Below are 25,635 nucleotides of genomic sequence, written 5' to 3'. Positions count from 1 at the left end.
TGTTCGCGTGGATCTGCGTTGGTTTCGCCCTGGTTTTGCGCCGGGCGCGGAGGAAACTTTGTGTGTTGCCGATTATTGGCAACGGCGTTAGTCTTTTGAATATTCAAATATCCATCTTTACTTGTATGAATGCGCAAGTATCCGGGCCACGCTCCCGGAAGAGCCGTGCCCTGCTCGGGCAGTTGAGCGACATGGACCTGCGGCTGCTGCGCGTCTTCAAGGCGGTGGTCGAATGCGGCGGCATGGCCGCGGCGGAACTGGAACTGAATATCGGCATCTCGACGATCAGCCGCCACGTCAAGGACCTGGAGACCCGGCTGGGCCTGACGCTTTGCCGCCGGGGCCGCGCCGGCTTCACGCTGACGCCGGAGGGCCAGGGCATCTACGAGGAAACGTTGCGGCTGCTGGCTTCGGTGGAAGCGTTCCGCAGCAGCGTTGACGACATCCACAGCCGCATGGGCGGCGAACTGCACGTGGCCGTGTTCGACAAGACCGCCACCAACCCGCAAGCGCGGCTGGGCGATGCGATCGCGCGGTTCTGCGAAGCCGCGCCGGACGTCTCGCTGAACCTGCATGTGGCAACCATTGGCGCAGTGGAACGGGGCGTCATGGAAGGCCGTTTCCATGTGGGCATCATCCCCGTGCACCGCAGCTCGCGCAGCCTGGCCTATACCGAGCTGTTCGACGAGACCATGCTGCTCTACTGCGGCGCCCGCCATCCGCTGTTCGGCAAGCCAACCGGCAAGCTGTCGTGGGCCCAGCTGCGCGCGTATCCGTTTGCCGGGCTTGGCTATCACTCGCCCAATATGGAACTGAGCCATCGGGCCAAGCTGCTGCGCAAGGCGACCGGCTTCGACCAGGAGTCGATTGCCACACTGATCCTGTCCGGCCAGTTCCTGGGCTTCCTGCCCGATCACTACGCGGCGTATTTCGAAAGCCAGAAGCTGATGCAGGCCATCGAGCCCGGGCGCTTCCAGTATGCGTGCCGGTTCGTGAGCCTGCTGCGCCGCTCGCCGGAGCCGTCGCGCGTCGCGCTGCTGTTCGAGCAATGCCTGCAGGAGGCGCACGGCAAGGCGTGAGCCGGCGGCGTGGCGTTTGCGCGGGGCCGCGCCTTCCCGCGAAGGCGCGGCCGCAGGACATCAACTTGCCCAGGACGTGTTGTCGTCAAGCGGGTACACCGGCCTCGCGACCTGACGGAACGGGAAGCGCTCATAGCGTGAACTGGTGACGCCCTCCCCATCGCACTCGACCACCGCCCTGGCCATCGGCACGAAGACCGGGCGGCAGTACATGCGCGATTTCAGCAGCAGGAACCTCGCCCGGTGCGGATCGATGCCGATGTGGGTGAAGATCCCCGCGTCCCAGTGCTCTTGCGGCGTCTCGGTCACGATCACCTGCGCCGCGCCGATATCGAGCAGCACCGTCCGTCCCATGCGAATGCGCTGCCCGGTGTACGTGGGGCCGCTGATGACGTACTCCCCATCGCTCACGGCGGCCACCTTGCCGGTCAGCAGCTTCGGTCGCGGATAGACGTCCAGCTGCGGCAACGGTACCTTGTCGCCCACGGGCAGCGTGATGCTGGCGCCGACCCCCGCGTCCAGCAGCGCCGCCACTGCCTCCGGATCGCAGACCGGCCCGACCGCAATGCCGGTCAGGCCCTGCGCCAGCGCTTCATGCAGCACCGCCATGTTGTCGCAGGTGCCGCCGGACATGCAGTTGTCGCCGTGATCGAGCAGCAGCACCGGCCCTTCGCCAGCGCGTTCGGCAAGTTGCGCGGCACGCGCGATGGAACTGGCCAGCGGCTCCGCGTCGTACGAAAAGCCATCGCGCTCGCCCCACGCCTGCGCCGCGATCCGGCTGGCAATCTCGTCGGCCTTTGCCGGGTCGCCGTCGCCGACTACGATCACGCTCAGGCATGGGGCGGCGATATCGGCCAGGCCAAAGCCGGCCAGCACGGATACCGCCAGCATGCCGTCCCGCTCCGCCTCGCGCGCCAGCGCGACGGCGCGCTGCATCGCGCCTTCGTCGGTGCGGCTGCGCAGGGTATGCGTGATCAGCGGCGGACGCCGCCATGCCATCACCGGCCGCACGCGCCCGGCGACCATCTCCAGCAGCAGGCGGCCGGCATGCGCGCCGGTTTCGTACATGTCGACGTGCGGGTAGGTCTTGAAGCTGACCGCGATGTCCGCATGGTCGATCAGCGCCTGTGTGATGTTCCCGTGCAGGTCCAGGGCCACCGCAACCGGCGCATGCGGCAGCACGCCGCGCAAGCGGCGCAGCAGGTCCCCTTCGCCGTCGTCGCTGTTCTCCGCCACCATCGCGCCGTGCAGGTCGAGCATCACGGCGTCACAGCCGGCTGCGGCCGCGACGATGGTGTCGCATAGGTGGGTGTAGGCGTCGGCGGCAACGCGGCCGCTCGGGTTGGCCGCGGCAATCACCGGCACCACGATCTCGGCGCCTGCGGCCTCGGCCAGGTCGATAAAGGCCGCCGCAGCGGTACGGGTGCCTTTGGCGACGCGATAGGCGGCTTCGCCGTAGCTAGGCTCGAACGACGCCAGCGGCGTCGGCACCGGCGAAAAGGTATTGGTCTCGTGGTTGAGACGGGCAATCAGGATCTTCATCGGGGCAGTCCGTTCGGGTTCAGGGCAGCGTGGCGGCATCGAGCATCGCGTGCAGCAGCACATTGCAGCCGGCTTCGAGGTGCTCGGGCCGTGCGTCTTCGATTTCGTTGTGGCTGATGCCGTCCTTGCACGGCACGAAGATCATCGCCGCCGGGGCGACGCGGGCCAGGTAGACCGCGTCGTGCCCGGCACCGCTGATCACGTCCATGGCGGAATGCCCGAGGCGGCGTGCGCCGTCCCGTACCGCTTCGACCAGACGGGCTTCGAACGGCTGGGGCGGGAAATACACTACCTGCTGCAGATCGATGGCGATACCGCTGCGTGCCGACAGGGCCGCGGCGGCGGCACGGAACGCCGTGTCCATGGCGGACAGCACGGTGTCGTCAGCGGCGCGCAGGTCGACCGTCATCGTGACCCGGCCCGGAATCACGTTGCGCGAATCGGGATGCACGCTCAGACAGCCCACGGTGCTGCGCCCATGCGGCGGATGGTCCAGCGCGATGCGGTTGACCATGCCGACAAGTTCCGATGCGGCCAGCAGCGCGTCCTTGCGCAAGTGCATCGGCGTGGGCCCGGCATGCGCTTCCATGCCGGTCAGCACCACGTCGTACCAGCGCTGGCCGAGGGCACCGGTCACTACGCCGATGGTGATGTCGTTCGCTTCCAGCACCGGGCCCTGCTCGATATGGGCTTCAAAGTATGCCCCCACGGGGCGCGCGCCGACCGGCTCCGGTCCGGCATAGCCGATGGACTGCAGCGCCTGTCCGACGGAGATACCGTCGCGGTCAAGCTGCTGCAGCACGTCGGGCAGCGCGAATTCGCCGATGAACGCGCCCGAGCCCATCATGACCGGGACAAAGCGCGAGCCCTCCTCGTTGGTCCACACCGCGACCTCGAGCGGCGCATCGGTGACAATGCCGGCGTCATCCAGCGTGCGCAGCACCTCGATGCCGGCGAACACGCCATAGTTGCCGTCGAACTTGCCGCCGGTCGGCTGCGTGTCGATATGGCTGCCGGTCATGACCGGCGGCAGCGTGTCGTCGCGCCCGGCGCGACGCGCGAAGATATTGCCGATGGCATCGACCCGGATCGCGCATCCCGCGGCTTTGGCTTCGGCGACGAAGAAGTCGCGCCCCTGCCGGTCCAGGTCGGTCAGCGCCAGGCGGCATACACCGCCCTTGGGCGTGGCGCCGATGGTGGCCAGGCGCATCAGCGTGTCCCACAGGCGGTCCCCGTCGACGCGCAGGTCGGCCCGCGCACCGGCAGTGGCGGCTGCCGTGCGGGCGGCTTGCATGGTAGTCATGAAATCCCTCGTATTCGGTTGGCCGGCACGCCGGCCTGCAAGATTGGGTTCAGGCCGCAAGGCCGACGCCGAGATAGCGATCCTTGACCGCCTCATCGGCGCGGAACGCGTCGTTGCTGCCGGTGTAGACCACCCTGCCCTGTTCGATGATCACGTGGCGGTCGGCCAGCTGCGTGCACACCTCCAGGTTCTGCTCCACCAGCAGGATCGGCACGCCGGCCGCCTTGATGACCTTGAGCTGCGCGACGATCTCTTCCACGATCACCGGCGCCAGGCCTTCGACCGGCTCGTCAAGCATCAGCAGGCGCGGATGGTTCATCATGGCGCGGCCGATGGCCAGCATCTGCTGCTCGCCGCCGGACAGCTGGGCGCCGCCATTGGTGCGCCGCTCGCGCAGGCGCGGGAAGATGCGGTAGATGTCCTGCAACTGCCAGGGCGAATCCCGGCGCGCGGCCAGCCTGAGGTTTTCCTCGACCGTCAGCAGCTTGAAGATGCCGCGGTGTTCGGGCACCAGGCACAGCCCCTCTGCAGCGATCCGGTGCGGCGCCATGCCGGCGACATCCTTGCCGCGGAAGACGACGCGGCCGCCCCGGGGCCGGACCACGCCGGCGATGGCCTTGAGCGTGGTCGACTTGCCGGCGCCGTTGCGGCCGAGCAGTGTCACCACTTCGCCTTCGCCAACCGCCAGCGAAACGCCTTGCAGCACATGGCTCTTGTCGTAATAGCCATGAATGTCCTGTACGTCGAGCATCATCCCTTGCCTCCGGTAATCATGTTGCCGAGATAGGCGGCACGCACGCGCGGGTCGCTGCGCACGACCGCGGGCGCGCCTTCCATCAGCACCTTGCCTTGCTGCATCACGGTGACGGTGTCGGAGATGTCCATTACGATGTCCATGTTGTGTTCGATCAGGACCACGGTGTGGTCCTGCGCGAGTCCGCGGATCAAACGCTTCATCGCGCCGAGGTCGTCGACGCCCATGCCCGAAGTCGGCTCGTCCAGGAAAATCGCGCGCGGCCGCGCCGCAATCGCCATGCCGACTTCCAGGCGCCGCTGCTGGCCGTGCGAAAGCACGCCCGCTGGGTTGTCGGCGACCCGGCTCAACTCCAGCCGCTCCAGCACCTGGTCGACGACGTCGGCGCAGGCCAGATCGCCGGCCGGCAGGCGCCACCCGTTCATCGCCTTGCGCGGCGACGTGCCCAGCGCGGCCAGGCGCAGGTTCTCGCGCACGGCCAGGTTCGGGAACAGACTGGTCACCTGGAACGAACGGGCGATGCCGCGCTGGACCCGCTGGTAGTCGGTTTCGCCGGTGACGTCCTTGCCGTCGAACACGATGCGACCGGCGCTGACTGCCTTGGTGCCGGTCAGCATGTGGAACAGCGTGGTCTTGCCGGCGCCGTTCGGGCCGATGACCGAATGGATCGTGCCGGACATCACGCGCAGGTCGACGCCGCCCAGGGCCATGAACTTGCCATATTGCTTGACGATGCCGGTAGCTTCGAGAATGGGCGTTTTATTTCCGGGGTTCATGCGCGTTCCTCCTGCGTGACGGGAGCGCGGCGCACGCCGCGCAGACGATTCCACACCGAGGCGCCCAGCCCCCACAGCCCGCGCTGCATGAACAGGCTGACCGCGATCAGCAGGAAGCCGAGCAGCATCAGCCAGCGCGGCCAGAGCGTGGACAGCCAGTCCGCCAGCAGCACATAGAAGGCGGCGCCGAGCACAGAGGCAAAGATGTTGCTGGTGCCGCCGATCACGGTCATCACCAGGATCATCTCGCTGGCGTGATAGTCGATATTGGTCAGCGGCGCGATGCCGGTCAGCATGGCGTGCAGCGCGCCGGCCAGCCCGGTGACCGCGCCGGAGACCATGAAGGCCAGCAGCTTGAACGCCTTGATGTTGTAGCCGACCGCGAGCGCGCGCTCCTCGTTGTCGCGGATCGCCAGCAGCGTGCGGCCGAGCACGGACTCGGTCACGCGCAGCACCAGGAAGAACACAGCCAGGAACACCACCGCGACAAAGCCATAGAACTGCCACGGCGAGGCCAGCGAGACCAGGTCGTGACCGGCCACCGACAGCGGCGGACGCGGGATATCCAGCAGGCCGTTGTCGCCGCCGGTAATGCCGGGCGCGGTGTAGGCCAGGAAGTAGAACATCTGCGCGAACGCCAGCGTCAGCATCACGAAGTACGTGCCGCGCTGCCGGATCGCGAACCAGCCGACCAGCGCGGCGGCGGCCGCGCCGATCACGATCGCCAGCAGCAACGCCAGCGGCATCGGCAGTCCGGCGCGCGTCAGCGCCAGCCCCACCGCATAGCTGCCCAGGCCGAAGAAGATGCCCTGGCCGAACGACAGCAGGCCGGTGTAGCCGAGCAGCAGGTTGCACGCCATGGCCGCCATCGCATAGACCAGCACTTCGGTGGCAAGCGTGCCGGAGCGCATCGTCAACGGCAGCAGCAGCGTGACGCCGAGTGCCAGCCACCAGAAGCGGTAACGCACGAGCCCTTGTTTATCCATTGCCATCATCCCCTCCCCAGCAAGCCATGCGGACGCAGCAGCAGCACCGCGGCCATGGCGACGTAGATCATCAGCCGCGCGCCTTCCGGCCACAGCGTGCTCATCAGGCTCTGCACGACGCCGACGAGCAGGCCGCCCACCAGCGCCCCGGTAAAGCTGCCCATGCCTCCCACCACGACCACGATGAAGGCCACGCCCAGCGCCTCGACCCCCATGAAGGGTTCGGCGCCGCGGATCGGCGCGGCCAGCACCCCGGCAATCGCCGCGGTGGCGGCGCCCAGCGCGAACATCAGGCTGAACAGGCGGAACACATTGATGCCGAGCAGCGACACCATCTCGGTGGATTCGCTGCCAGCGCGCACCGCGCTGCCCAGGCGCGTGCCTTCCAGCAGCCACCACAGGCCGATGGCCAGCAGCCCGGTGAAGCCGATCACGAACAGGCGGTACTTGGGATAGATGAAGTCGCCCCACATCACCACACCCTGCAGCGCGTCCGGCGGCGGCACGTCGACGCCGAGCGGACCCCAGCCGACGATGATGAGTTCCTGCACGGCCAGCGCCAGGCCGACCGTGACCAGGATGTGGAACTCGTGCGGCTGCGCATAGACATGGCGCAGCATGACCTTTTCGGTGAGCCAGGCCAGCGCGCCGATCACGATCGGCGCGACGACCAGCGCCACCCAGAAGTTCAGCCCGATCTGCAGCGCCTGGAAACAGAGATAGGCGCCCAGCGCATAGAACGCGCCATGGGCGAAATTGACGAAGCGCAACAAGCCGAACACGATCGACAGCCCTACCGCCAGCAGGAAGTAGAGCATGCCGATCCCGACGCCGTTGATCACCTGCAACAGATAGACGTTCATGAGTCGTACGAATGTGGGAAGCCGCCACGCCGCGCGCGGCCGCGCGGCATGGTGCTTCTGTGTGCTTCGGTGTGCTGTCCGCCGGGGCGGCTGCCCCGCACGGCCTCAGGACATCAGGCCATCTTGCACTGGGTCTGGTCGACCGGCAGGAAGGCCTTGCCGACGCTGACGACGTCGGCGTAGTCGTCCTTGTCCTTCATGCGCGACCTGGCCTTGCCCTTGAGCAGGTAGTAGTTCTTCAGCACCTGGTGGTCGGCGGCGCGGATTTCCTCGGGACCGGTCAGGCCCTCGTACTTCATGCCTTCGAGCGCCGCGACCACGGCCTTCGGATCGGCGCTGCCGGCCTTGATCATGCCGTCCACCAGGATCTTGGTGCAGATGTACGAGCCCGCCAGGCTGTAGTTGGGATTGGCCTTGAACTTGTCTTGGCTGCGCTTGACCAGCTCGCGGTTCAGCGGGGTATCCACGCCGTGCCAGTACTGCGCGCCGAAGTAGACGCCCTCGCACAGGTCGGCGCCGAGCGACTCAAACTGCTCCAGGCCCGACGCCCACGCCAGCAGGATGGTGGTGTTCTTCTTCATGCCGAAGCTGACGGCCTGGCGCAGCGTGTCGGCGGACTGCGAACCGAAGTTCAGGATCAGCAGGACGTCCGGCTTGGCCGCCAGCGCATTGGTGAGATAGCCGCTGAACTCCTTCTCGGTCAGCGCGTGGTAGCTGTTGCCGACATGCTCGATGCCTTTTTCCTTGAAGATCGTCTTCGCCGCCGATAACAGGCCCTCGCCAAACACGTATTGCGGCGTGATCGTGTACCAGCGCTTGGCCTTCGGCATCGACTCGATCAGCGGCCGCACGGTGCGCTCGATCGCGCCGAAGGTCGGTACCGACCAGCGGAACGTGGCGCGGTTGCAGTCCTTGCCCGTGATCTCGTCCGCGCCGGCCGTGGTCACGAACACGCCGCCGAACTTCTCGGCCTCCTTGCCCATGGCGAGCGACTCGGACGACAGGATGCCGCCGGCAAAGTAGCGCGCGGACTTCTGCTGGGCCAGTTCCTGCACCTTGCGCACTGCGGTGGCAGGCTTGCCTTCGGTATCGAGCACGCTGTACTTCAGCGGCCGGCCCAGCACCTGGCCGTACTGCTCCAGGGCCAGACGCATGCCCAGGTCCGCGAATTTCCCGTTGGCGGCAAAGGCTCCGGACATGGGGACGGGGCAGCCGAACTCCAGGGCCTCGCCGGCGGCAAAGGCGCTGCGGGCATGGATCAGGGAAGTGGGGACGGCAGACAGCGCCGCCAGTTTCAGCAGGTCACGACGATTCAAGGCTCACTCCTCGGTATGTGGGGATCGGGCTGCACGGGGCGAAAGTCTGGACAACGCCATGTCATCGGCGCTCCACCGTCTCCCCGACATGCTGGTGACTTTCGCCCGGCTCCGATACCGACCGAGCAAGAATCGAACCTGTTTATTCTATTTATGATGATAAATAGAATAGAATTATCTTAGGAGTCGGCCGGAACCATTGTCAACAAACGGAAAGTCAGGGTTTACGCACGCTCCGGACCGGCGCCTGACGGGGTATTTCGCTGTACGGGACCGGCGCTCACGCGTAACAGGAACGGTGCAGGCACGCGTTGTTGCCGGGCGGCACGCACCGAGCCGGGGCAAGCCGGTGGCGGCTTGCGAAGCGCGCTGGCACCGCGTGCGCGCACAATGCGGATGGAATCAACGGCGCTGGTTAGAATGGCGGCGCCCACGGGCCGGCAGGCTGCGTGGCGAAAGACAAGGAAAGAGGCAATGGCGACGTTTCGGGAGGGCAAGACCGGCGCCATCGAGATCCGCAAGCAGAAGCGCGCGGACCTGGTGGCGGAAGAACTCAAGCGGCTGATTACCCAGCGCAACCTGCGCCCGGGCGACAAGCTGCCGCACGAGCTCAAGCTGCAGCAGATGTTCTCGGTCAGCAAGAGCACGATCCGCGAGGCGCTCAAATCGCTGGAGGTGCAGGGCCTGATCAGCGTCAGCACCGGGCCGTCGGGCGGGGGCACGATTGTCGAAGTGCCGCTGGACCGCACCTTCCAGCTGATGCAGAACTACCTGTTCTTCAAGGACGTCGGCATTGCCGACATCTATACCGTGCGCCGCCTGCTGGAACCCGAGCTGGCGGCCGGCGCGGTGCCGCACCTGACCGAGGACGACTTCAGGGCGCTGGAACGCACCATCGACCTGTGCGACCCGGCATCCGCCGCGGCCGCGACGCCGCTGCTCGACCAGCGCCAGGAAGACCTGACCTTCCACGACATCCTGGCGGCGGCCAATCCCAACCCGATGCTGCGGTTCTCCTGCGAGCTGATCAACGAGATGATTCGCCAGCTGGTGGTGTTCGGCAACGACACCCCCGCCTGCGAGCACGAGAAATTCGGCGCGGCCAACGTCGTCTTCCACAAGCGCATTGTCGAGGCAGCGCGCCAGCGCGACGCCGGGACGGTACGTGCGCTGATGTCGGCCCACATGGAAGAATGCACGCACTACGTCACGCGCATGAACGGCCGCGTGCATGGCCGCCTGGTGCTCGACTCCGAAATGCCGCGGCGCGGCCGCATCCTGCCGGCGGACGACGACGAGACCGAATGAGCCGGCGGCGCTGGCCAGCGCCGGCACCCGTCGCGTTCGGAAGCGCCTGGGCGTAAAAGGAGCAACAGGAGCAACACTCGCCACCGGTCAATCGTGTCGCGCGGCACATTCTCCTTGCCTGTCATCCGATACTGTATATATTTACAGTAACTGTATGGATGAACAGTGCGAGGAATGCCATGGAACATCTGATCCGTGTCCAGAACGACTATGATCGCCAGGTGCTGGCCTGGCTGCGCGCGCGCATCGGCGATGCCGCGCTACAGTCCGCGGCGGGCCGGCTGGCAGGCGCGCGCAAGCCCTACCTGTCCACCATCTGCCGCAGCCTGGGTATCCGCCCGCCCACGCGCCGGGATTTCGCCCAGGAAATGGCGCGCATGCACCGTGCGGTTGGCGACCAGTACCTGGCGCGCATCCGCGCCATCCTGGCGGCACCGGCCGGCGCCGCCCGCTGATCCGGCTGCCTGCGGTGGCTGCGCAGTGACTATGATCAATCACGACGCTGTGTGCGGCGAGGACCGTGCCGCACCCACACCGCAACTCACCGGACAAGAACATGAGCAAGACCGGTTGCATCGGCCTGGGGGGCTTTGGCTCGAACCATGCGGCGCTGATGCGCGCCATCGAAAGCCCCTCCCCGTTCTCGCTTGACGACGCCTATGCAGGCTGAGCCGGCCACTGCGGCGCCGGCCGCCATGACGCACGCTCGCGTCGTCCTGCTGACGGCTGTCACCATGCTGGCCTTTGCCGGCAATTCGATCCTGTGCCGGCTCGCGCTCAAGGGCACGGCGATCGACGCGGCCAGCTTCACGCTGGCCCGGGTCGTCAGCGCGGCGGCGGCCTTGTGGCTGATCCTGCTGGTCCGCCATGGCCCGCGCCGGGTGGCGGTTGGCGGCAACTGGCCGTCGGCACTGGCGCTGTTCGCCTATGCGGCAGCGTTCTCGTACGCATACCTCCACCTTTCCGCCGGGACAGGCGCGCTGCTGCTGTTCGGCGCCGTGCAGGCAACCATGACCGGCTATGGCCTGTACGCCGGCGAGCGCCTGCGCGCCTGGCAATGGCTGGGGCTCGCGCTGGCGCTCGGCGGACTGGCGTGGCTCGTGCTGCCGGGGCTGTCGGCGCCGCCGCCGGGCTCATCGTTGCTGATGGTCGTGGCCGGCATCGCCTGGGGCATCTATTCGCTGCGCGGCAGGGGGGCAGCCGATGCCATTGCCGCCACCACCGGGAACTTCGCCCGCGCCATGCCGCCGGCGCTTGTGCTGGCCTTGCTGATGCACGCGCAGCGCCGCCTCGACGGCGCCGGGCTGGCGTGTGCGCTGGTGTCCGGCGCCCTCACCTCCGGACTGGGCTACGTGGTCTGGTATGCGGTCGTGCCGCAGCTGCGTGCCGCCACCGCCGCGACCGTCCAGCTCAGCGTGCCGGTGATCGCGGCGGCGGGTGGCCTGGCGTTGCTCGGCGAAGCCATGACCTTGCGGCTGGCCGTCAGCGCTGCCGCCGTGCTCGGCGGCATTGCGCTGGTCATTGCGGACAAGCCGCGCTGATTCCCGCAAAGCCCCCGGCGTGGAACACCAGTGGCTCGCCCCGGTTCATGCGGTAGGACACGATCTCCACAATGAACAGGACGTGATCGCCGACCTTGCGCGCGCTGCGCGGGCGGCACACGAAGCAGGCCAGCGCGTTGTCGATCAGTGCCGTACCGCATGGTCCGGGCGTGAGCGACACGCCCTGGAAGCGGTCGATGCCGCTGGTGGCAAAGCGTTCGCACAAGGCCTGCTGCGTGTGTGCCAGCACGTTGATCGCATGGCAAGGCGCGGCGCGGAACGCGGCCAGGCTGCCGGAACCGAGCGCCAGGCTCCAGAGCAGCAACGGCGGCGACAGCGACACCGAGGCCAGGGAATTGATGGTGACGCCAACGGGCCTGCCATCGGACCCGGTTGCCGTGACCACCGCCACGCCGGTGGCGAACTGTCCCAGCGCACGGCGCAGGGCACGGCGCATGGTGTGCCCTGCGTCCTCGCCGTGGCCGGTATCGGCCACCTCTGCCAGGCCGCTGTCGTTGCTTGCCTCGGTGGCATACGGCAGCAGCGCGAGCGCGGGCATCATTGCGCGGCCGGCCGCACGTCTGCGGGCGGCGCATCGATGTCGAGGCCCAGCGCCATGCGGCCCGCGTACTCGTGCTGCGCGCCGGCCTGCATTGGGTGGAAACGCGCGCCCTGCGCATCGCGGAAGCGTCGTTCCAGCCCGGCGTCGCGATAGAAGCCCGCGCCGCCGGCCAGCTCCATGGCCAGGTCGGCCGTCGCCAGCACTGCGCGCGCGGCCAGCGCGCGTCCGCACATGACCCGGTTCGTGGTCACGGCACCCGGAGCCTGGCTCGCTGCCGCGGCGAACATATCGTCCAGCGCCAGGCGCGCAGCATCGCATTCGTTGCCGATGCGCCCGGCCAGCTCGACGGCATGCGGCGAGATGCGGCGCTGCTTTGCCATCCGCAGCGCGATATCGCGCGCGGACTCGGCAATGCCGACGTAGACCGAATAGATCAGCGGCAAGGCGATCATCGCTACGGTATGCATCATCGGATGCCACACGCCCTGCGGGCGCCGCGCGGCAATGGCGCTGTCGGGCACCAGCACGTTCTCGAGCACCACGTCGTGCGAGCCCGTGCCGCGCATGCCCATCGTGCGCCAGGTCGGCACGATACGCACGCCCGGCGTCTTCATCGGCAGCGCGAAATGCAGCACGGTGGGGCCAGCCTGCGGATCATCATGGACCGCGCAGGTCATGAACAGGTCTGCCGCCGGCGCACCGCTGGCGAACACCTTGTGCGCGTCGATGCGAAAGCCGCCTTCCACGCGCGTTGCCGTGCCGCTGCCATGCAGCCAGTCGGAACCGCCACTACCTAGCAGCACGATCTGCTCGCCACCCACGCGCTTGAGCAGCCCTTCCACCGGCGCATTCTGGTTGCGCCAGCGCCAGGCGGCGGTGGCCACCGGATGCGTGTGCATCGCGAACGCCAGCGCGGTCGAGCCGCAATACTTGCCGAGTTCGCGCAGGACCTGGCCCAGTTCCTGATGGGACAGGCCGGCACCGCCGAATTCGTGCGGTACCGCGGCAGCCAGGAATCGTTGCGCCCTGAGGTCGTCGTAATTGGCGCTGACGAAGGCGTCGCGGGCATCGATGGCCGGGGCGCGTTCGTCGAAGGTGCGGCCGAGCGAGGCGGCAAGCGCGAGCCAGTCAGACTGCGCACCAGCGCTGGCATCGGGGGCGGTGATCGTTTCCATGTCATAGGTCTCCTGCTGAATTGCCGGCGGCCTGCGCCGTTGTTTGGCGTCAGGCACGGTGCTAGTATCGGAGCCCGGCCGGCTCCGTTCATTGACCGGGCCTCCGGCTTTCTTGCGCAAGACGCCGGGTTTGCGGAGAAGTGACCATGGATGCTCTGTCCGATCTCCTGCGCGCGGTGCAACTGAGCGGCGCTGTCTTTCTCAACGGCGATTTCAGGGCGCCGTGGTGCGTGATCTCCGAAGCGGACTGCAGCCTGCGTGCCGCCTTCCTGCCTGGCACCGGCCCGGTCGTGTCCTACCACCTCATCACTGAAGGCAGTTGCTGGGCCCGCCTGGTCGACGGCGACGGGCAGGGACTGCGCGTCGACGCCGGCGAACTGCTGGTCGTGCCGCAAGGCGAACCCCATGTGCTCGGAAGCGATCTTCGCCTGTGCCCGATCCCGGCCGGCCCGCTGGTCGCGGGGATGATGGAGAGCAATCCGGGCGAGGTCATGCGGCTGTCCTATGGCGGGACCGGCACGCCGACGCGCATGGTGTGCGGCTTCCTTGCCTTCGACGATATGCTCGGCAACCCCCTGCTCTCGTCTCTGCCGCGCCTGTTCAAGGTGGGGTTGGACGGCGGCGTCGAGTCCGCGTGGCTGGCACCGGCCCTGGCCTTCGCGACCTCGGAAGCGGCCGTTCCCAAGGCCGGCAGCGCCACTGTCCTGGCCAAGCTGTCGGAACTGCTGTTCGTGCAGGCCGTGCGGCGTTGCATCGACGGCATGCCGGAAAACGAGCGCGGCTGGCTGGCGGCGCTGCGCGACCGCTATGTCGGCCGTGCGCTGTCACGCATGCATGCGCGCCCGGCCTATCCGTGGACCGTCGATGAACTGGCCAGCAACGTGGGCCTGTCGCGCTCGGCCCTGGCCCAGCGCTTCACCGACCTGCTCGGCCAGCCGCCGATGCAGTACCTGGCGCACTGGCGCCTGCGCATCGCGGCCACGGCCTTGCGCAATGGCAGCCAGTCCATCGGCGAAGTTGCCGGCATCGCCGGCTATGACTCCGAAGCGGCATTCTGCCGGGCCTTCAAGCGCGAATTCGGCCTGCCGCCGGCAAGCTGGCGGCGCCATCGCACCGACCATGCGCCCGAGGCCCCGGAGGCAACCGTCACACAGTGAACGGCTGCGCGCTTGCCCGACCAGCGCGCCACGAACGGCCAGGGGCCCGCAAAGGGCCCCTGAGGTGATGGCTCGCCGACTGGCAGCTACATCTTCTGCTTGGTGCTATCCGCGGCTCCCTGCACCTTCTCGCCACCGCGTTCGATGTCCTTGCCGGCGCCGTGAATGGTGTTGCAGCCCGTAATCACCAGCATGCCGGCGAGGGCGAATAGTGCGAACAACTTTCTCATGACGATCTCCTTGCTCCATGTGGATGTGGGCACGCTGCGCAACAGGAACCAAGGGTCCTGGGCTGCTAAGTTGAGCGTAGCAAGCAGCAAACCGTGCGGGCAGTCCGCATTCGTCCTACAACGGTGTCAGCGGGCTGCGCAAATCGCCCCGCCGCCAGGACCCGAACATGCGCAAGACGTCATTGCGCGGAATGCGTTGAGCCAGGTCAACGGACCAACGATTGTCCGGCGTGCGGCCTCCTGCGCTGTCCATACTGGAACCACCAAGGCGTGCGCGCCCCGGTCCCCTGACGGGACAAAGGCTCGAACCGGTCCGCGCCGCAGCCGATACATCTTTCCAATACGACAGACATCACCATGCCTTTCCGCCTCAGATTCAGCCCCCACGATATCTATCCCGATGCACTCGAAGCCCGTCTGGCCGAACTGCACGAGATCGCCGCTGACGTCCAGCGCGCCCAGGAACGCCGCTGGCGCAAGCACGACACCCTGCTTCCGCAGGGCGCCGCATCGCAGGGCAACCCGCCCACACTTCACTGAGACAGCGCTCAGGCCTGCCGCAGATAGCGCGCTGCTGGCGTGGCGTGGCTCAGGTGGCCGGACATGGCCCGGCGTGCTGCCTCGTAGGCGGCCCACTCGGCGCCGTCCTGCAGCGGCGGAATAGTGACCACCTCGCCCTGATCGAACCCGGCCAGGGCCGCATCGACCATATCGTCGGCACGCATCACCCACTCCGCGGGCAGGTTCTCATGTCCGCCCGTTCCGGCGACGTGCCAGAACTCCGTGGCCGTGGCGCCCGGCAGCACGGCCTGCACCCGCACGCCCTGGTCGGACAGTTCGTGCTGCAGTGATTGGGTCAGCGCCAGCACGTAGGCCTTGGTCGCGCCGTAGACACCGTTGAGGATCTCGGGGCCGATCGCCACGATCGACGCGATATTGATGATGCTGCCGCGCCCGCGCCGCACGAATCCCGGGGCAGCGGCGTAGACCAGGCGCGTCAGCGCCGTGACATTGAGGTCGATCATCTGCGCCATGCGGTCGACATCGGCCTCCAGCAACGGCGCAACGGCCCCAAACCCGGCATTGTTGACCAGCGTGTCGATGTGCTCGTCTGCGCGCAGGATAGCCTCCACGCGCGCGAGATCGGCCTGCTTGCCAAGATCGGCGGCGACGATGCTGACGCCGCGCCCCGTCGTGTCGCGGATGCGCTGCGCTACGGCTGACAGCCGTTCCTCGTTGCGCGCGACCAGGATCAGGTCGTGGCCGCGCCGCGCGAGACGGTCGGCATAGATGGCACCAATGCCCGAAGACGCGCCGGTGATGAGAACCTTGCCCTGTGTCGTAGTGTCCATGCTGAACTCCTGTTTGCATTGAAGGGGAACCGCTTTCGATTTTCGGTGCTGGCGGCGATGTCTCATATGACCAAAATCCGTCAAAAAGAGACAAAGCGTCGCGCCAGCAGGACGGCAGCGAAAGTCCTACAATGCATGGCATTCCCAGCATGATCCCTCTGATCCGGACACCATGAGCGCACGCATCGGACTCGTCGTATTCCCCGGCTTCCAGTTGCTCGACCTGTCGGCGCTGACCGTCTTCGAACTGGCCAATCACGGGCGGCAACCCGCACCCTACGAAGTGACGGTGGTATCTCATGGCGGCGGGATGGTCAGGAGTTCATCGGGCGTCGCGTTCGAGACCCAGCCGATCGGCCGGCGGCGCTATGACACGCTGCTGGTTGCCGGCGCGACGGAGGTTATGCCGGCGGACCCCGAACTGATCCGGCAACTGCAGCGCGCGGCACCGCGCGCGAGACGGATCGCAAGCATCTGCACCGGCGCGTTCATCCTTGCCGAAGCCGGGCTGCTGGACGGCAGGCGCGTCACCACGCACTGGGCCATGGCCCACGCACTGCAGAAGCGCCATCCGTCGGTCACAGTCGATGAAGACCGGATCTTCGTACAGGATGGTCCGGTCTGGTCGTCTGCGGGCATGACCGCCTGCATCGACCTAGCGCTCGCGCTGGTCGATGCCGACCAAGGCGCATCGGTGGCCAGGAGCGTGTCGCGCAAGCTGGTGATCCACTACCGGCGTACCGGCGGCCAGTCGCAGTTCTCCACGCTGGCCGAGCTCGAACCGAGCTCCGACCGGATTCGAGAAGCGCTCACCTTTGCACGCGAGAACCTGCGCGAGCCGCTTTCGGTCATCCAGCTAGCCGAGCATGTCCATTGGAGTCCGCGTCATTTCAGCCGGGCTTTCCAGTTGCAGACGGGCCTGACGCCGGCCAAGGCAATCGAGAAACTGCGGCTGGAGGCCGCGCACGCCCTGATTGAAAAGGGGGAGTCGTCTATCACTCGCGTGGCCACACTGACCGGCTTTGGCGACGAGGAACGCATGCGCCGCGCGTTCCTGCGCGCGCTCGGCAAGCCACCGCAGGCCCTGGTGCGCGAGATGCGTAGCCGGCGCGGCGAGCCTTTCACAGCCCTGGCCGTCGCGGCCTGAGCCTGCCAGCCGCCGCGATGGCTGTCGCCAGCCCTGGCAATTGTGAACAACTGTGATATGCGATTGGCAAGGCGCTGGGGCTACGGAAGAATGGGTAGTTCGATGCGGCGTGGCCAAAGAAGGATTCGGCCGCGGGGCAAATTCTTCCGAAGTAGCCACCATGAAACGACCAACCCGGGATTGTGTACTCGCGCTGATCGCCTGCTTGCGGGATGCTGGCCCCGTGCGACGCGATCATCTCGCCAGCGCGTGCAGGCTGTCCGCCGCCGAACTCACCCGCGCACTGAAATCTGCCCGTCAAATGGGCGTGGTCGCACACCTGCCGGCCACCGAGAACATAGCGCAGGCAGAGCGCCTGCTCGCGCTGACTGGCCGGCCATTGCCTCCTGCGCGCCGTGTTCCCGCGCGCGACGGCGAATCCGGCCCCAGTTTCCAACCTTTGCTGGACGCATGGGGCATTGCCCGGCCAAAGCCACGCCGGGTCAGCCACCGGCACTGACGGTTGCCGCAACGTGTTGGATGGAGCAGGCGCCAGGGGTGTCACGTCTCAAAGCAAGTGGGTTTTGTCTCACAATGAGGCATTGAGGCGGTGCCGCCTCCTCAAAAGCGGCGGCCCCTTGCGAGGCCGTCCGTTGGGTGGCGGGAAGCGGAGCAGTCACGCCCGCTTTGGCGCGGCCGCCCCGCCGGGGCGGCGTGCCTTACTGAGCCGGAAAGGTCAGCGCATTGGTCAGGTCGCCCATGACCGGCTTGCCGTTGGCGATCAGCGACGTATCACGAAGCTTCAGGCCTGGCAGCGTCGGCAGGGCGAAACGGTGCGTGATGAAGCGCAGGACCGAGGCGGTGTCGTACTGCGTATGGTCGACGAAGCCCCGCTTGGCGAACGGCGAGACGATGATCGCCGGAATACGCGTGCCCGGGCCCCAGCGGTCGGCCACCGGAACCGGCGCGTGGTCGTAGAAGCCGCCGTTCTCGTCGTATGTCACCACGATCAGCATGTTTTTGTACTGCGGGCTGGCCTGCAGATGCTTGATCACGTCGGCGATGTGGGCATCGCCGTCGGACACGCTGGCGTAGCCGGGGTGCTGGTTCAGGTTGCCCTGCGGCTTGTAGAACGCTACGGCCGGCAGCTTGCCCGCATCTGCATCGGCGAAGAACTGGCTGTCGAAGTCCTTCAGGTGAGCCGCGCGATAGTCGGCATGGTCCACCGGGCTGAATGCCGCATAGTAGTTGAACGGCTGGTGGTGGGCCTGGAAGTTGGGCACGGTGTTGTTGTAGATCTTCGTACGGTCAACCGTGACAGTTTTCCACGCGCCGGCATACCACGCCCAGCTCACGCCTTTCTGGTCCAGCAGCGTGGCGATCGTGTCCTGCGTTTGCGCGGGCAGCGTGCTCGCCTTGCCCGGATCCGCCAGCAGGCCGGACGTATCCGTGGAGGCCGGCGTATTGCCGCTCGGCTGGTACGCAGGCTGCATCGTGTTCACGGCATAGTACATGCCGGCGCTGTCCTTCGGCGTCAGCGTGCTGTCATTCACGTACTGCGCCTTGCCGGTCAGGATGCTTGCCGGGCTGGTCGCTGCCAGCGCCAGGCTCTTGCCGTCGGCGTTCACTGCCGCGATCGAGCCCGATGCCACCGACTTGTCGGCGTTCGGGTAGGTCGGCGCGCAGGCGCACACCAGGTACTGGTGGTTCAGGAACGAGCCACCGAAGGTGCCCATGAAGAAGTTGTCGGCCAGCACATAATCCCTGGCCATCTGCCACATGGCCATGCTGCTGCCGTCGTAGTAGCCCATCACCAGGCCGCCGGCGTCCGAGAACGCGGCAAACTTGTCGTTCTTGCCGCCGTTGATCTGCATCTGGTTGTTGTAGAAGCGGTGTACCAGGTCGCGCGTGACCACATTCTGGCCCACGACCACGCCCGAACCGTTTACGCCAGCCGGATCGTCGATGCGGAACGGCTTGTTGGCCCAGCCCACGGTGTTCGCTTCAGGGAGGGTCACGGACTGGCCCGCGGCCGTAAGGCCGCCCCAGGTCGGCGGCAACGTGGACAGCGTGGAGCCGTCGAAGTCCTTCTGCGGCTCCGCGGTGCCGACGCCGGTCGCGTTGACGCCGGGAATGCCGTTGGCGCCCGGGAACAAGCCGTAGAGGTTGTCGAAGCCGCGGTTTTCGGCGTAGATCACCACCACGTTCTTGATGTTGTTCAACGCCAGGCGCCTGATCACCCCATCCTTGATCGCGGCGCCGATATTGCCGCCCGATGCCACGGCATCTGCGATCAGGTCGATGGCCTGCTCGATTTCAGCTTGCAGCGCGGCCTTGATCCTGGCGTCCGTTTCCTTGTTGTGGTCTGCCAGCAGTTTATCTGCCGCCACGCCCAGGCGGTCGGCCAACTGGGTGCGTGCGGCGTCCAGGTTGCCGCCGTTGCTTTCCATCAGCGCGGCCAGTTCGGTGGAAATGGCGCTGATCACGGCGTTGGAGCCGGCCGGGGCGCGGAACACCAGCTTGCGGGTCACGGCGGCGTGGCCACCGGCGTCGTCGTTACGGAACGCGTCCGTATCGATTTCGGCGACCACAGAGCCCTGGCCGTTCACCGTGAATGCGCCCTTGGCATCGGTGAAGGTCGAGGGTTCGCCGCTGTCGCACTGGGCGTTGTTGTTGGTGTCGATACAGACCTTGGCATGCTCGAAGTAGCTGCCCGTCACAACGCCCGACGTCGTGGCGGTGGGCGTTGAATCGTTGCCGCCACAGGCGGACAGGCATGCGGCGGCCAATGCGGCCAGCGGCCACAGACGGGGATAACGGCTCATGGCTTTCCTCATTCTTATGTGGGAGTACTACGGTGCTGCAAGGAAGCGCGGGCACTTCCGAGTGCGAGCGAGTGTGAGCCGCACGTATGTCAGATTGATGATGCACGTCGTTGCATGCCGCCATACCGAGGTGTCGGTTCGATGAAACGACACGCGGCTGTCATCAATGCGGCATACCCTTTGGCGCCTATCCAGTCGTCACCCCGTCGTCATCCATCGTCATGAGCCTGCCACCGCTATTGTGGAACGCTGCGTGCCCCTCGCCCTTCACCTGGTTGCGTGTTGCCGGCAATCTGCTGATCGTGCTGCTCGTGAGCCTGATGCCGGGATGTGGCAAACCGGACAGCGCGCCGGCAACCGCGAAGCCAAAGCCGTTCTACGCGATGATGGCCGAGCGCCATCCCGATATCGCCAGGCTCAGCGCGCTGGGCAAGGCCCTGTTTTCCGACCCGTCACTGTCGGCCTCCGGCAAGCAGTCGTGCGCGAGCTGCCACAGCCCGGAGCACGCGTATGGCCCGGCCAACAACCTGTCGGTGCAGCTGGGCGGCGCTGATATGGCCCGTACCGGTGTGCGCGCGGCCCCGTCGATCCGCTATGTGCAGAACCTGCCGGCCTACACCGATCACTATCACGAGAACGACGGCAATGACGCCGAAGACCAGGGGCCGACCGGTGGGCACAACTGGGACGGGCGTGCCAATTCCGCGCACGACCAGGCTCGTGTTCCGCTGTTGTCGGCCCATGAAATGGCCAATGCGGAGCCGCGCGTTGTCGTGGAGAAGATCCGCGGCGGGCCTTACGCCGAAACGCTCCGCGCGGTGCTAGGCAAGGATGTGCTCGACGACGAGGAAACGGCGTTCAACGCCGTGCTCATGGCGCTCGAGGTGTTCCAGCAGACGCCGGCCGAGTTCTATCCCTACACCAGCAAATACGATGCGGTGCTGCGCGGGCAGGCACACTTGACCGCGCAGGAGTTGCGCGGCCTGCGCGTGTTCAACGATCCGAACAAGGGCAATTGCGCCGCGTGCCACCCGTCCGACATTCGCGAAGGCGCACTCCCCGCGTTCTCCGACTTCGGATTCATTGCGGTGGGCGCGCCGCGCAACCGCAAGCTTGCGGGCAATGCCGATCCGGCGTTCTACGACATGGGTCTTTGCGGCCCCGACCGTACCGACCTCAAGGACCGCGCCGACTACTGCGGCCGGTTCCGCACGCCGTCACTGCGCAACGTTGCGTTGCGCCAGGCGTTCTTCCACAACGGCATCTTCCATTCGCTCGACGAGGTGCTCTACTTCTACGCGGAACGCGACGTCAAGCCAGAGAAATGGTATTCGCGTGACAAGGACGGCAAGGTACGGAAGTTCGACGATCTGCCTTCGCAGTATCACGGCAACGTCAACATCGATGCACCGTTCGGCGGCAAGCCGGGAGACAAGCCGCCGATGACCGAGGCCGAGATGCGCGACGTGATCGCGTTCCTGAAGACGCTGACTGATGGCTACCGGGCACCGGTTGCCGCCACAAACCGATAAGCAGGCGTAAATCGGCAACGAAGAGCGGCAACGAAGCTGAGACTGGCACCGGCTGACGCGGCCCACCGCGGCAAGCAAGCCGCGCACGCGCTGATCCTGCAACTTGGCCGCGGGCCTGGTTGAGAGGCTGACCCGGCCCTCAACCATCAGGCTGTCGGGCCGCGACGGATTTCGGTATCAGGCAAGCCTTTCTTTCAGAAATGCCACGAGATAGGGAGTCGCGGCGGCGGCCATGGTAGATGCGGTGGATGGGTCAATACCCATCTTTCCGGCCAGTGACTCCGCCACCCGGCCGGTCAGGATGCCCTCCCCGCCCTCCTTCAGCGACTGGAAAAACCCATCCCCACGAATCAGGCCTGCAGCGAAAGCCGCAAAGAAACTCTTGCCTGCATGCTCGCCCAACAGGCCGCCACTCTGTTCTTCCACGTGAGCATGAGCGGCTTCTGCCGCATGGCCCAGCATCTGCCGGGCATCGTCGGGACTGATGCCCTGATCCGCCAACGCCTGGGCGGCCTGTCCTCCGTGCTCGGAAGCAAGAAATTCGGTGACGAGTTGCTGCACATCCATGGCATGCCCTCCTGAAGGTACACGGATGATTGATCCGAACGGGGACGATGGCGGCAAGCGGACGAATGCCGCCGGGCGATGCTGTCATTGCATGAAAGTTGGCCGCCCCCGTGACAGACGTGCCGGCCCGCGAGCGCACCTCTCATCGCGGTGCATTGAGAGACAGTAGCGCCGGTCGGCTTGCCCTGAGTCATTCGAAAGTGAGGCCGGAGGCCCCATGCAGCGAATGCCTTCAGGAGCAAGCCTTGCCGTGATCCGGCTTGTAACCCTTGGCCTTCGCGTCCGCCTCCGACATGTATTCGCCGCTCTTGGTCTTGCCATAGTAGCGGTCAGACGGGCAATGGTAGACCTTTGTGGATGCGTTTGCCCACACTTGGCCCGGCCCACCGCCCGGCGCCACGGCGGTCTTCTTCTCGCCTGCCGGGGCCAGCGGCGCCGCGGGCTTCGCCGGCGCCGCGGCTGGGGCGGATGAAGAGGTTGCAGTCTTCGGCGCGGCGCCGGCGGCCGCGGGCGCCGAAGCGGCAACCTCGGCGCCGTACCAATCCTTGATGCCCTTATGTCCGGCGCAAGCCCCTTTCTTTGTTGCGCCCGAATAGTAGGTCCCGTCCTTGCAGAGGGCGGTGCTACCGGTCGGCGCACCAGCGGGCGCCTGCGCATGGGCGCCGAGCGAAATGCCCAGCGCGGCCGCTGCGGCCATCGATAACAGCAGAGTCTTCATTGGCTGCTCCCATATCCGGGTAAAACCACGGGATGAAAATACGCTTGCGCGGCACTGTCGACAGGCCGCGAATCAGGCATTGCCCAAGGCGGATTGCCGACACAGGCAGGCAAGCGGGCGACCGTACCCGTTGCAGTGCGGCACGGTGTTGCGGTGCCATTTGCCCGCATGTGTTTCCATTAACCGTTGCGAAGTCCGCGCCGTTGACAGCGAGTCGCGAAATTGTGGAAACGGCAGTTGCAGGCGTTTCCGCATCCCCGCGTCCGTTGGGCTGCCCGCCTGGTCGACGCATCGACGCCAATCGCACAATCTGGCAAAGTACGGCATTTTCACGCCAGATGGCCGGCCCCCCTCGCAAGCCGCTCTCACAGCAAGGAGCACAATTGTGAACCCAATCGCGCGCGGCGCTGCCCTGCTCCTGTGGTCGGCGCTGTACTTTGGCTCCGGCTATGTTTCCCACAAGATCAACGGCCCGTTTGCCACCACGGGTTATATCTGGTTGCCGGCAGGCGTGACTGTTGCGGCCTTCATGCTGGCACCGGCGCGGCGCTGGCTGGCGCTCGGAATGGCCTTCTTCGCGGCACAGATGCTGCTGGGCGCGGTCGAAGGCCGCGACGCCTGGCGCATGGTGTTGTTCTCCCTCGACGAAATCGGCTTTGCCGCGGTTGCCGTCGCGCTGGTCCGGCTCACACGCCTGACCCGGTTTTCGCTTGAGGGCCTTGCCTTCGTACGCGCGCTGCTGATTGCCGGCCTGGTGTGCAGCGTCGCAAGCGCCGCTTTTGGTGCGGGCTGGTACACGATCGTGACGGGCGCTGCGTTCTGGCCGGTTGCTCGGGTCTGGGCCGCATCCGACCTGGTGGGGGTGCTTATCATGACGCCCGTTCTGGCCGGCTGGTCGCACTTCCGGGCCAAACGCTCCGGCGGCATGAGCCGTAGCGACTTCCTGTTCGGCCTGGGCGCATGTGGCGCACTGCTGGTCACTGCGCTGCTCATCTTCGATGGGATCGGCCTGCCGCCTCTGCCAGGTGGCCTTTCGTTCGCGCTAACCTATATTCCGCTGTTCTTTGTCACGGTCGTGACGCTGCTGTGGGGCCCGCGCGCCGGATCTGCGTTGGTTGCCCTGCTCGCTTGCGTCGTCCTGATCAATACCAGTCAGGGCGATGGGCCCTTCGTAGAAGCCGCCATGCATCGCGGCAGGTCACTGCTGGAAGCACAACTCTACCTGGCAGTGGCCGCCCTGCTGACGCTGCTGATCAACACACTCAAGACAAGCCGCGAACAGCTCCATGAGCAGTCGGCCACCCGGCAGAACGACGTGGAACTGGCGCTTGCCGCCAGCGCCCAGTTGATCTATTGCCTGGATCCCCATCACGGCACGATCCGCTGGAGCGGCAACCTTCAGCGCGCCCTGGGCGTGTCCGAAGCGGACTTCTCCGATCTCGACAAGGTGCTTGCCCGGGTGCACCCCGAGGACCGTGCGCTGGTGCGCCGCCGCTGGCTTCGAGAAAGCGACGGCGAATCACGCGGCGACTTGCGGTTCCGCCTGCAATTGCCAGCCGGCACCACGACCACGCTTGTCGATATGAGCGGCCCCCTGCTCGATGGCGACGAATCGGTTGCCGTCATCGCCGGTGCATGGCGCGTGATCAGACCTGTACCAGCGGAAGGTCGGATCGCGGCATGACAGCGTCGACGGGCACCGGCACCGGAGCCTTGCTTATCCACGGACTGGGTGGCACCCAGTTCGACCTCGGCCCGCTGCACAAGGCCTTGCGGCGCGTGGACGTCGAGACTCATGCCATCACCCTGCCCGGCCACGGCGGCCAGCCCGAGTCACTGCTTCCAGTGCGCGCCGAGGACTGGCTCGACGCAGTCACGAATGCCTACGATGAGCTGGCAGGCCGGTACGAAGTCTTCCACGTGATCGGCATGTGCATGGGAGCGCTGCTGGCGCTCGCCCTGTGCGAACGCCGCCAGCACCGCAAGGGCCAGTTGGTGGCGCTCTCGGCGCCGGTGTACATCGACGGCTGGTCGACACCCTGGTATCGCCTGCTGCGCTATCCGGTTTATCGGGTTCCAGGCCTGCCTGCGCGGATCAAGGTCGAGGAGGACGAGCCCTACGGCATCAAGAATGATCTCGTGCGGGCCATCGTCAAGGCCAAGTTCGAGCGCGGCGACAATTTCCACTACCGATGGGTGCCACTGGCTTGCATCCGGCAAGTCGACCGGCTGCGCCGATGGGTGCAGCGCGGCGCCTCTCGCATCGCCTGCCCCACCCTGGTCATGCACGCGCGGGAGGACGAGCTGACCAGCCTTCGCTCCGCCGACTTCCTTGAAGCCACGGTGCCGCACGTGCGCAAGATCGTGCTGGAAAATTCCTACCACATGATCTGTGTCGACAATGATCGCGAACAGGTCGTCAGCAGCGTGCTGGAATTCCTGGGGTTCGACCCCGCGCGCGCCCGCAGGCAAGCCCGCAAGCAGGTCGACGTACCCATGGCGCACGAGGCGGTGGCCAGCCTGGTTGCCGAGTATCTGGCGGCCCTGACCACGCATCGCTTCGAGGCATTGTTCCCCTTGCTCGCGCCAACCGTGCAATGGCGACACCTCGGCACGCATCCGCTGGCCGGCACCTATGACGACCGCGATGCCGTGATCGCGCTGTTTGCCAGGATGGGAGAAATGGCCGGCCCGTCGCTGCGTGTTGCCGCACCAGCCCCGCCTCGTATCGAAGGCCAGACCGTGGCGATCCCGCTGATGATCTCGTATGTGGCCGACGGCCACGCTGTCGAGCGCCAGGGTACGCAAATGATCCAGTGCAGCAATGGCAGGATCCTGGCCGTCGAGTACCGGCCCGCCCCCGACACGGAAGACAGGGACGCCGTGTCCGTGGATCAGGCGCCGGCGGGCGGGGACTAGTCCG

General features: G+C 66.5%; 25 protein-coding genes. 11 read left to right on the top strand and 14 right to left on the bottom strand.

Going from position 1 to position 25,635, the window contains the following annotated elements; all coding sequences use genetic code 11:
- Positions 1–125: 125 nt before the first annotated feature.
- Complete coding sequence (locus tag CupriaWKF_RS25275; RefSeq protein WP_276101181.1) at positions 126–1,079, top strand: LysR family transcriptional regulator; 954 nt, start codon at positions 126–128, stop codon at positions 1,077–1,079.
- A 60-nt stretch (positions 1,080–1,139) separates the two neighbouring features.
- On the opposite strand, the gene CupriaWKF_RS25270 is transcribed toward CupriaWKF_RS25275, so the two are convergent.
- The 7 genes from CupriaWKF_RS25270 to CupriaWKF_RS25240 form a co-directional block, all read right to left on the bottom strand.
- Positions 1,140–2,621 (bottom strand): M81 family metallopeptidase, encoded by a 1,482-nt coding sequence (locus tag CupriaWKF_RS25270; RefSeq protein WP_276101180.1) that lies wholly within the window; start codon positions 2,619–2,621, stop codon positions 1,140–1,142.
- A 19-nt stretch (positions 2,622–2,640) separates the two neighbouring features.
- Positions 2,641–3,915, bottom strand: a complete 1,275-nt coding sequence (locus CupriaWKF_RS25265; protein WP_346348627.1) for a Zn-dependent hydrolase — start codon at positions 3,913–3,915, stop codon at positions 2,641–2,643.
- A 58-nt stretch (positions 3,916–3,973) separates the two neighbouring features.
- A complete protein-coding gene (locus tag CupriaWKF_RS25260) occupies positions 3,974–4,678 on the bottom strand; it encodes an ABC transporter ATP-binding protein (protein ID WP_276101178.1) in 705 nt (234 codons plus the stop codon).
- Entirely contained in the window at positions 4,675–5,454 is a 780-nt protein-coding gene (locus CupriaWKF_RS25255; protein ID WP_276101177.1) for an ABC transporter ATP-binding protein, read from the bottom strand. Before CupriaWKF_RS25255 ends, CupriaWKF_RS25260 begins: the two co-directional genes overlap by 4 nt.
- A complete protein-coding gene (locus CupriaWKF_RS25250) occupies positions 5,451–6,446 on the bottom strand; it encodes a branched-chain amino acid ABC transporter permease (RefSeq protein ID WP_276103202.1) in 996 nt (331 codons plus the stop codon). Before CupriaWKF_RS25250 ends, CupriaWKF_RS25255 begins: the two co-directional genes overlap by 4 nt.
- Positions 6,446–7,303, bottom strand: a complete 858-nt coding sequence (locus CupriaWKF_RS25245) for a branched-chain amino acid ABC transporter permease (RefSeq protein ID WP_276101176.1) — start codon at positions 7,301–7,303, stop codon at positions 6,446–6,448. Before CupriaWKF_RS25245 ends, CupriaWKF_RS25250 begins: the two co-directional genes overlap by 1 nt.
- A gap of 113 nt (positions 7,304–7,416) precedes the next feature.
- Positions 7,417–8,619 carry an ABC transporter substrate-binding protein gene (locus tag CupriaWKF_RS25240; RefSeq protein ID WP_276101175.1) on the bottom strand — a complete coding sequence of 401 codons (1,203 nt, stop codon included), beginning with the start codon at positions 8,617–8,619 and terminating at the stop codon, positions 7,417–7,419.
- A 474-nt stretch (positions 8,620–9,093) separates the two neighbouring features.
- On the opposite strand from CupriaWKF_RS25240, the gene CupriaWKF_RS25235 reads away from it, so the two are divergent.
- The 3 genes from CupriaWKF_RS25235 to CupriaWKF_RS25225 all read left to right on the top strand — a co-directional run bounded on the left by CupriaWKF_RS25235 (position 9,094) and on the right by CupriaWKF_RS25225 (position 11,468).
- Positions 9,094–9,927, top strand: a complete 834-nt coding sequence (locus CupriaWKF_RS25235; RefSeq protein ID WP_276101174.1) for an FCD domain-containing protein — start codon at positions 9,094–9,096, stop codon at positions 9,925–9,927.
- Between the two features lie 179 nt (positions 9,928–10,106).
- Positions 10,107–10,382 (top strand): hypothetical protein, encoded by a 276-nt coding sequence (locus CupriaWKF_RS25230; protein WP_276101173.1) that lies wholly within the window; start codon positions 10,107–10,109, stop codon positions 10,380–10,382.
- 240 nt (positions 10,383–10,622) lie between these two features.
- On the top strand, positions 10,623–11,468 hold the full coding sequence (locus CupriaWKF_RS25225) for a DMT family transporter (RefSeq protein WP_276101171.1): 846 nt from the start codon (positions 10,623–10,625) through the stop codon (positions 11,466–11,468).
- Here the strand turns inward: CupriaWKF_RS25225 and CupriaWKF_RS25220 are convergent.
- The gene (locus CupriaWKF_RS25220) at positions 11,446–12,030 is read right to left on the bottom strand and encodes a flavin reductase family protein (RefSeq protein ID WP_276101170.1); all 585 of its coding nucleotides are present in this window, start codon (positions 12,028–12,030) and stop codon (positions 11,446–11,448) included. The genes CupriaWKF_RS25225 and CupriaWKF_RS25220 overlap by 23 nt on opposite strands.
- Entirely contained in the window at positions 12,027–13,205 is a 1,179-nt protein-coding gene (locus CupriaWKF_RS25215; protein WP_276101169.1) for an acyl-CoA dehydrogenase family protein, read from the bottom strand. The genes CupriaWKF_RS25220 and CupriaWKF_RS25215 overlap by 4 nt, the downstream gene beginning before the upstream one ends.
- A gap of 146 nt (positions 13,206–13,351) precedes the next feature.
- Here CupriaWKF_RS25215 and CupriaWKF_RS25210 point away from each other — a divergent pair, with 146 nt between their 5' ends.
- Positions 13,352–14,362 (top strand): AraC family transcriptional regulator, encoded by a 1,011-nt coding sequence (locus CupriaWKF_RS25210; RefSeq protein WP_276101168.1) that lies wholly within the window; start codon positions 13,352–13,354, stop codon positions 14,360–14,362.
- Positions 14,363–14,448: 86 nt separating this feature from the next.
- On the opposite strand, the gene CupriaWKF_RS25205 is transcribed toward CupriaWKF_RS25210, so the two are convergent.
- Positions 14,449–14,592 (bottom strand): entericidin A/B family lipoprotein, encoded by a 144-nt coding sequence (locus CupriaWKF_RS25205; RefSeq protein ID WP_276101167.1) that lies wholly within the window; start codon positions 14,590–14,592, stop codon positions 14,449–14,451.
- Between the two features lie 357 nt (positions 14,593–14,949).
- Between CupriaWKF_RS25205 and CupriaWKF_RS25200 the strand changes: the two genes are divergently transcribed.
- Complete coding sequence (locus CupriaWKF_RS25200; protein WP_276101166.1) at positions 14,950–15,132, top strand: hypothetical protein; 183 nt, start codon at positions 14,950–14,952, stop codon at positions 15,130–15,132.
- A gap of 8 nt (positions 15,133–15,140) precedes the next feature.
- On the opposite strand, the gene CupriaWKF_RS25195 is transcribed toward CupriaWKF_RS25200, so the two are convergent.
- Positions 15,141–15,944, bottom strand: a complete 804-nt coding sequence (locus CupriaWKF_RS25195) for an SDR family oxidoreductase (RefSeq protein WP_276101165.1) — start codon at positions 15,942–15,944, stop codon at positions 15,141–15,143.
- 172 nt (positions 15,945–16,116) lie between these two features.
- On the opposite strand from CupriaWKF_RS25195, the gene CupriaWKF_RS25190 reads away from it, so the two are divergent.
- The gene (locus CupriaWKF_RS25190) at positions 16,117–17,091 is read left to right on the top strand and encodes a DJ-1/PfpI family protein (protein WP_276101164.1); all 975 of its coding nucleotides are present in this window, start codon (positions 16,117–16,119) and stop codon (positions 17,089–17,091) included.
- A gap of 160 nt (positions 17,092–17,251) precedes the next feature.
- A complete protein-coding gene (locus tag CupriaWKF_RS25185; RefSeq protein WP_276101163.1) occupies positions 17,252–17,590 on the top strand; it encodes a hypothetical protein in 339 nt (112 codons plus the stop codon).
- 199 nt (positions 17,591–17,789) lie between these two features.
- Here CupriaWKF_RS25185 and acpA read toward each other — a convergent pair whose 3' ends face one another.
- The gene (gene acpA, locus CupriaWKF_RS25180) at positions 17,790–19,895 is read right to left on the bottom strand and encodes an acid phosphatase (RefSeq protein WP_276101162.1); all 2,106 of its coding nucleotides are present in this window, start codon (positions 19,893–19,895) and stop codon (positions 17,790–17,792) included.
- A 221-nt stretch (positions 19,896–20,116) separates the two neighbouring features.
- Between acpA and CupriaWKF_RS25175 the strand changes: the two genes are divergently transcribed.
- On the top strand, positions 20,117–21,427 hold the full coding sequence (locus CupriaWKF_RS25175; RefSeq protein WP_276101161.1) for a cytochrome c peroxidase: 1,311 nt from the start codon (positions 20,117–20,119) through the stop codon (positions 21,425–21,427).
- A gap of 177 nt (positions 21,428–21,604) precedes the next feature.
- On the opposite strand, the gene CupriaWKF_RS25170 is transcribed toward CupriaWKF_RS25175, so the two are convergent.
- Both CupriaWKF_RS25170 and CupriaWKF_RS25165 read right to left on the bottom strand, forming a co-directional pair.
- Positions 21,605–21,994, bottom strand: coding sequence for a hypothetical protein (locus tag CupriaWKF_RS25170; RefSeq protein WP_276101160.1), 390 nt, complete (start codon positions 21,992–21,994; stop codon positions 21,605–21,607).
- A gap of 232 nt (positions 21,995–22,226) precedes the next feature.
- Complete coding sequence (locus CupriaWKF_RS25165; protein WP_276101159.1) at positions 22,227–22,712, bottom strand: DUF3761 domain-containing protein; 486 nt, start codon at positions 22,710–22,712, stop codon at positions 22,227–22,229.
- Between the two features lie 385 nt (positions 22,713–23,097).
- Here CupriaWKF_RS25165 and CupriaWKF_RS25160 point away from each other — a divergent pair, with 385 nt between their 5' ends.
- Both CupriaWKF_RS25160 and CupriaWKF_RS25155 read left to right on the top strand, forming a co-directional pair.
- Positions 23,098–24,396: an MASE1 domain-containing protein gene (locus CupriaWKF_RS25160; protein ID WP_276103201.1), complete on the top strand. Its 1,299-nt coding sequence runs from the start codon at positions 23,098–23,100 to the stop codon at positions 24,394–24,396.
- On the top strand, positions 24,393–25,631 hold the full coding sequence (locus CupriaWKF_RS25155; RefSeq protein ID WP_276101158.1) for an alpha/beta fold hydrolase: 1,239 nt from the start codon (positions 24,393–24,395) through the stop codon (positions 25,629–25,631). The genes CupriaWKF_RS25160 and CupriaWKF_RS25155 overlap by 4 nt, the downstream gene beginning before the upstream one ends.
- The last annotated feature ends 4 nt before the right edge of the window (positions 25,632–25,635 follow it).

This window comes from Cupriavidus sp. WKF15 (assembly GCF_029278605.1).
Classification (GTDB): domain Bacteria; phylum Pseudomonadota; class Gammaproteobacteria; order Burkholderiales; family Burkholderiaceae; genus Cupriavidus.
Note: the sequence above shows the minus strand (reverse complement) of the source record. Positions and strands in the feature narration are given on the sequence as shown.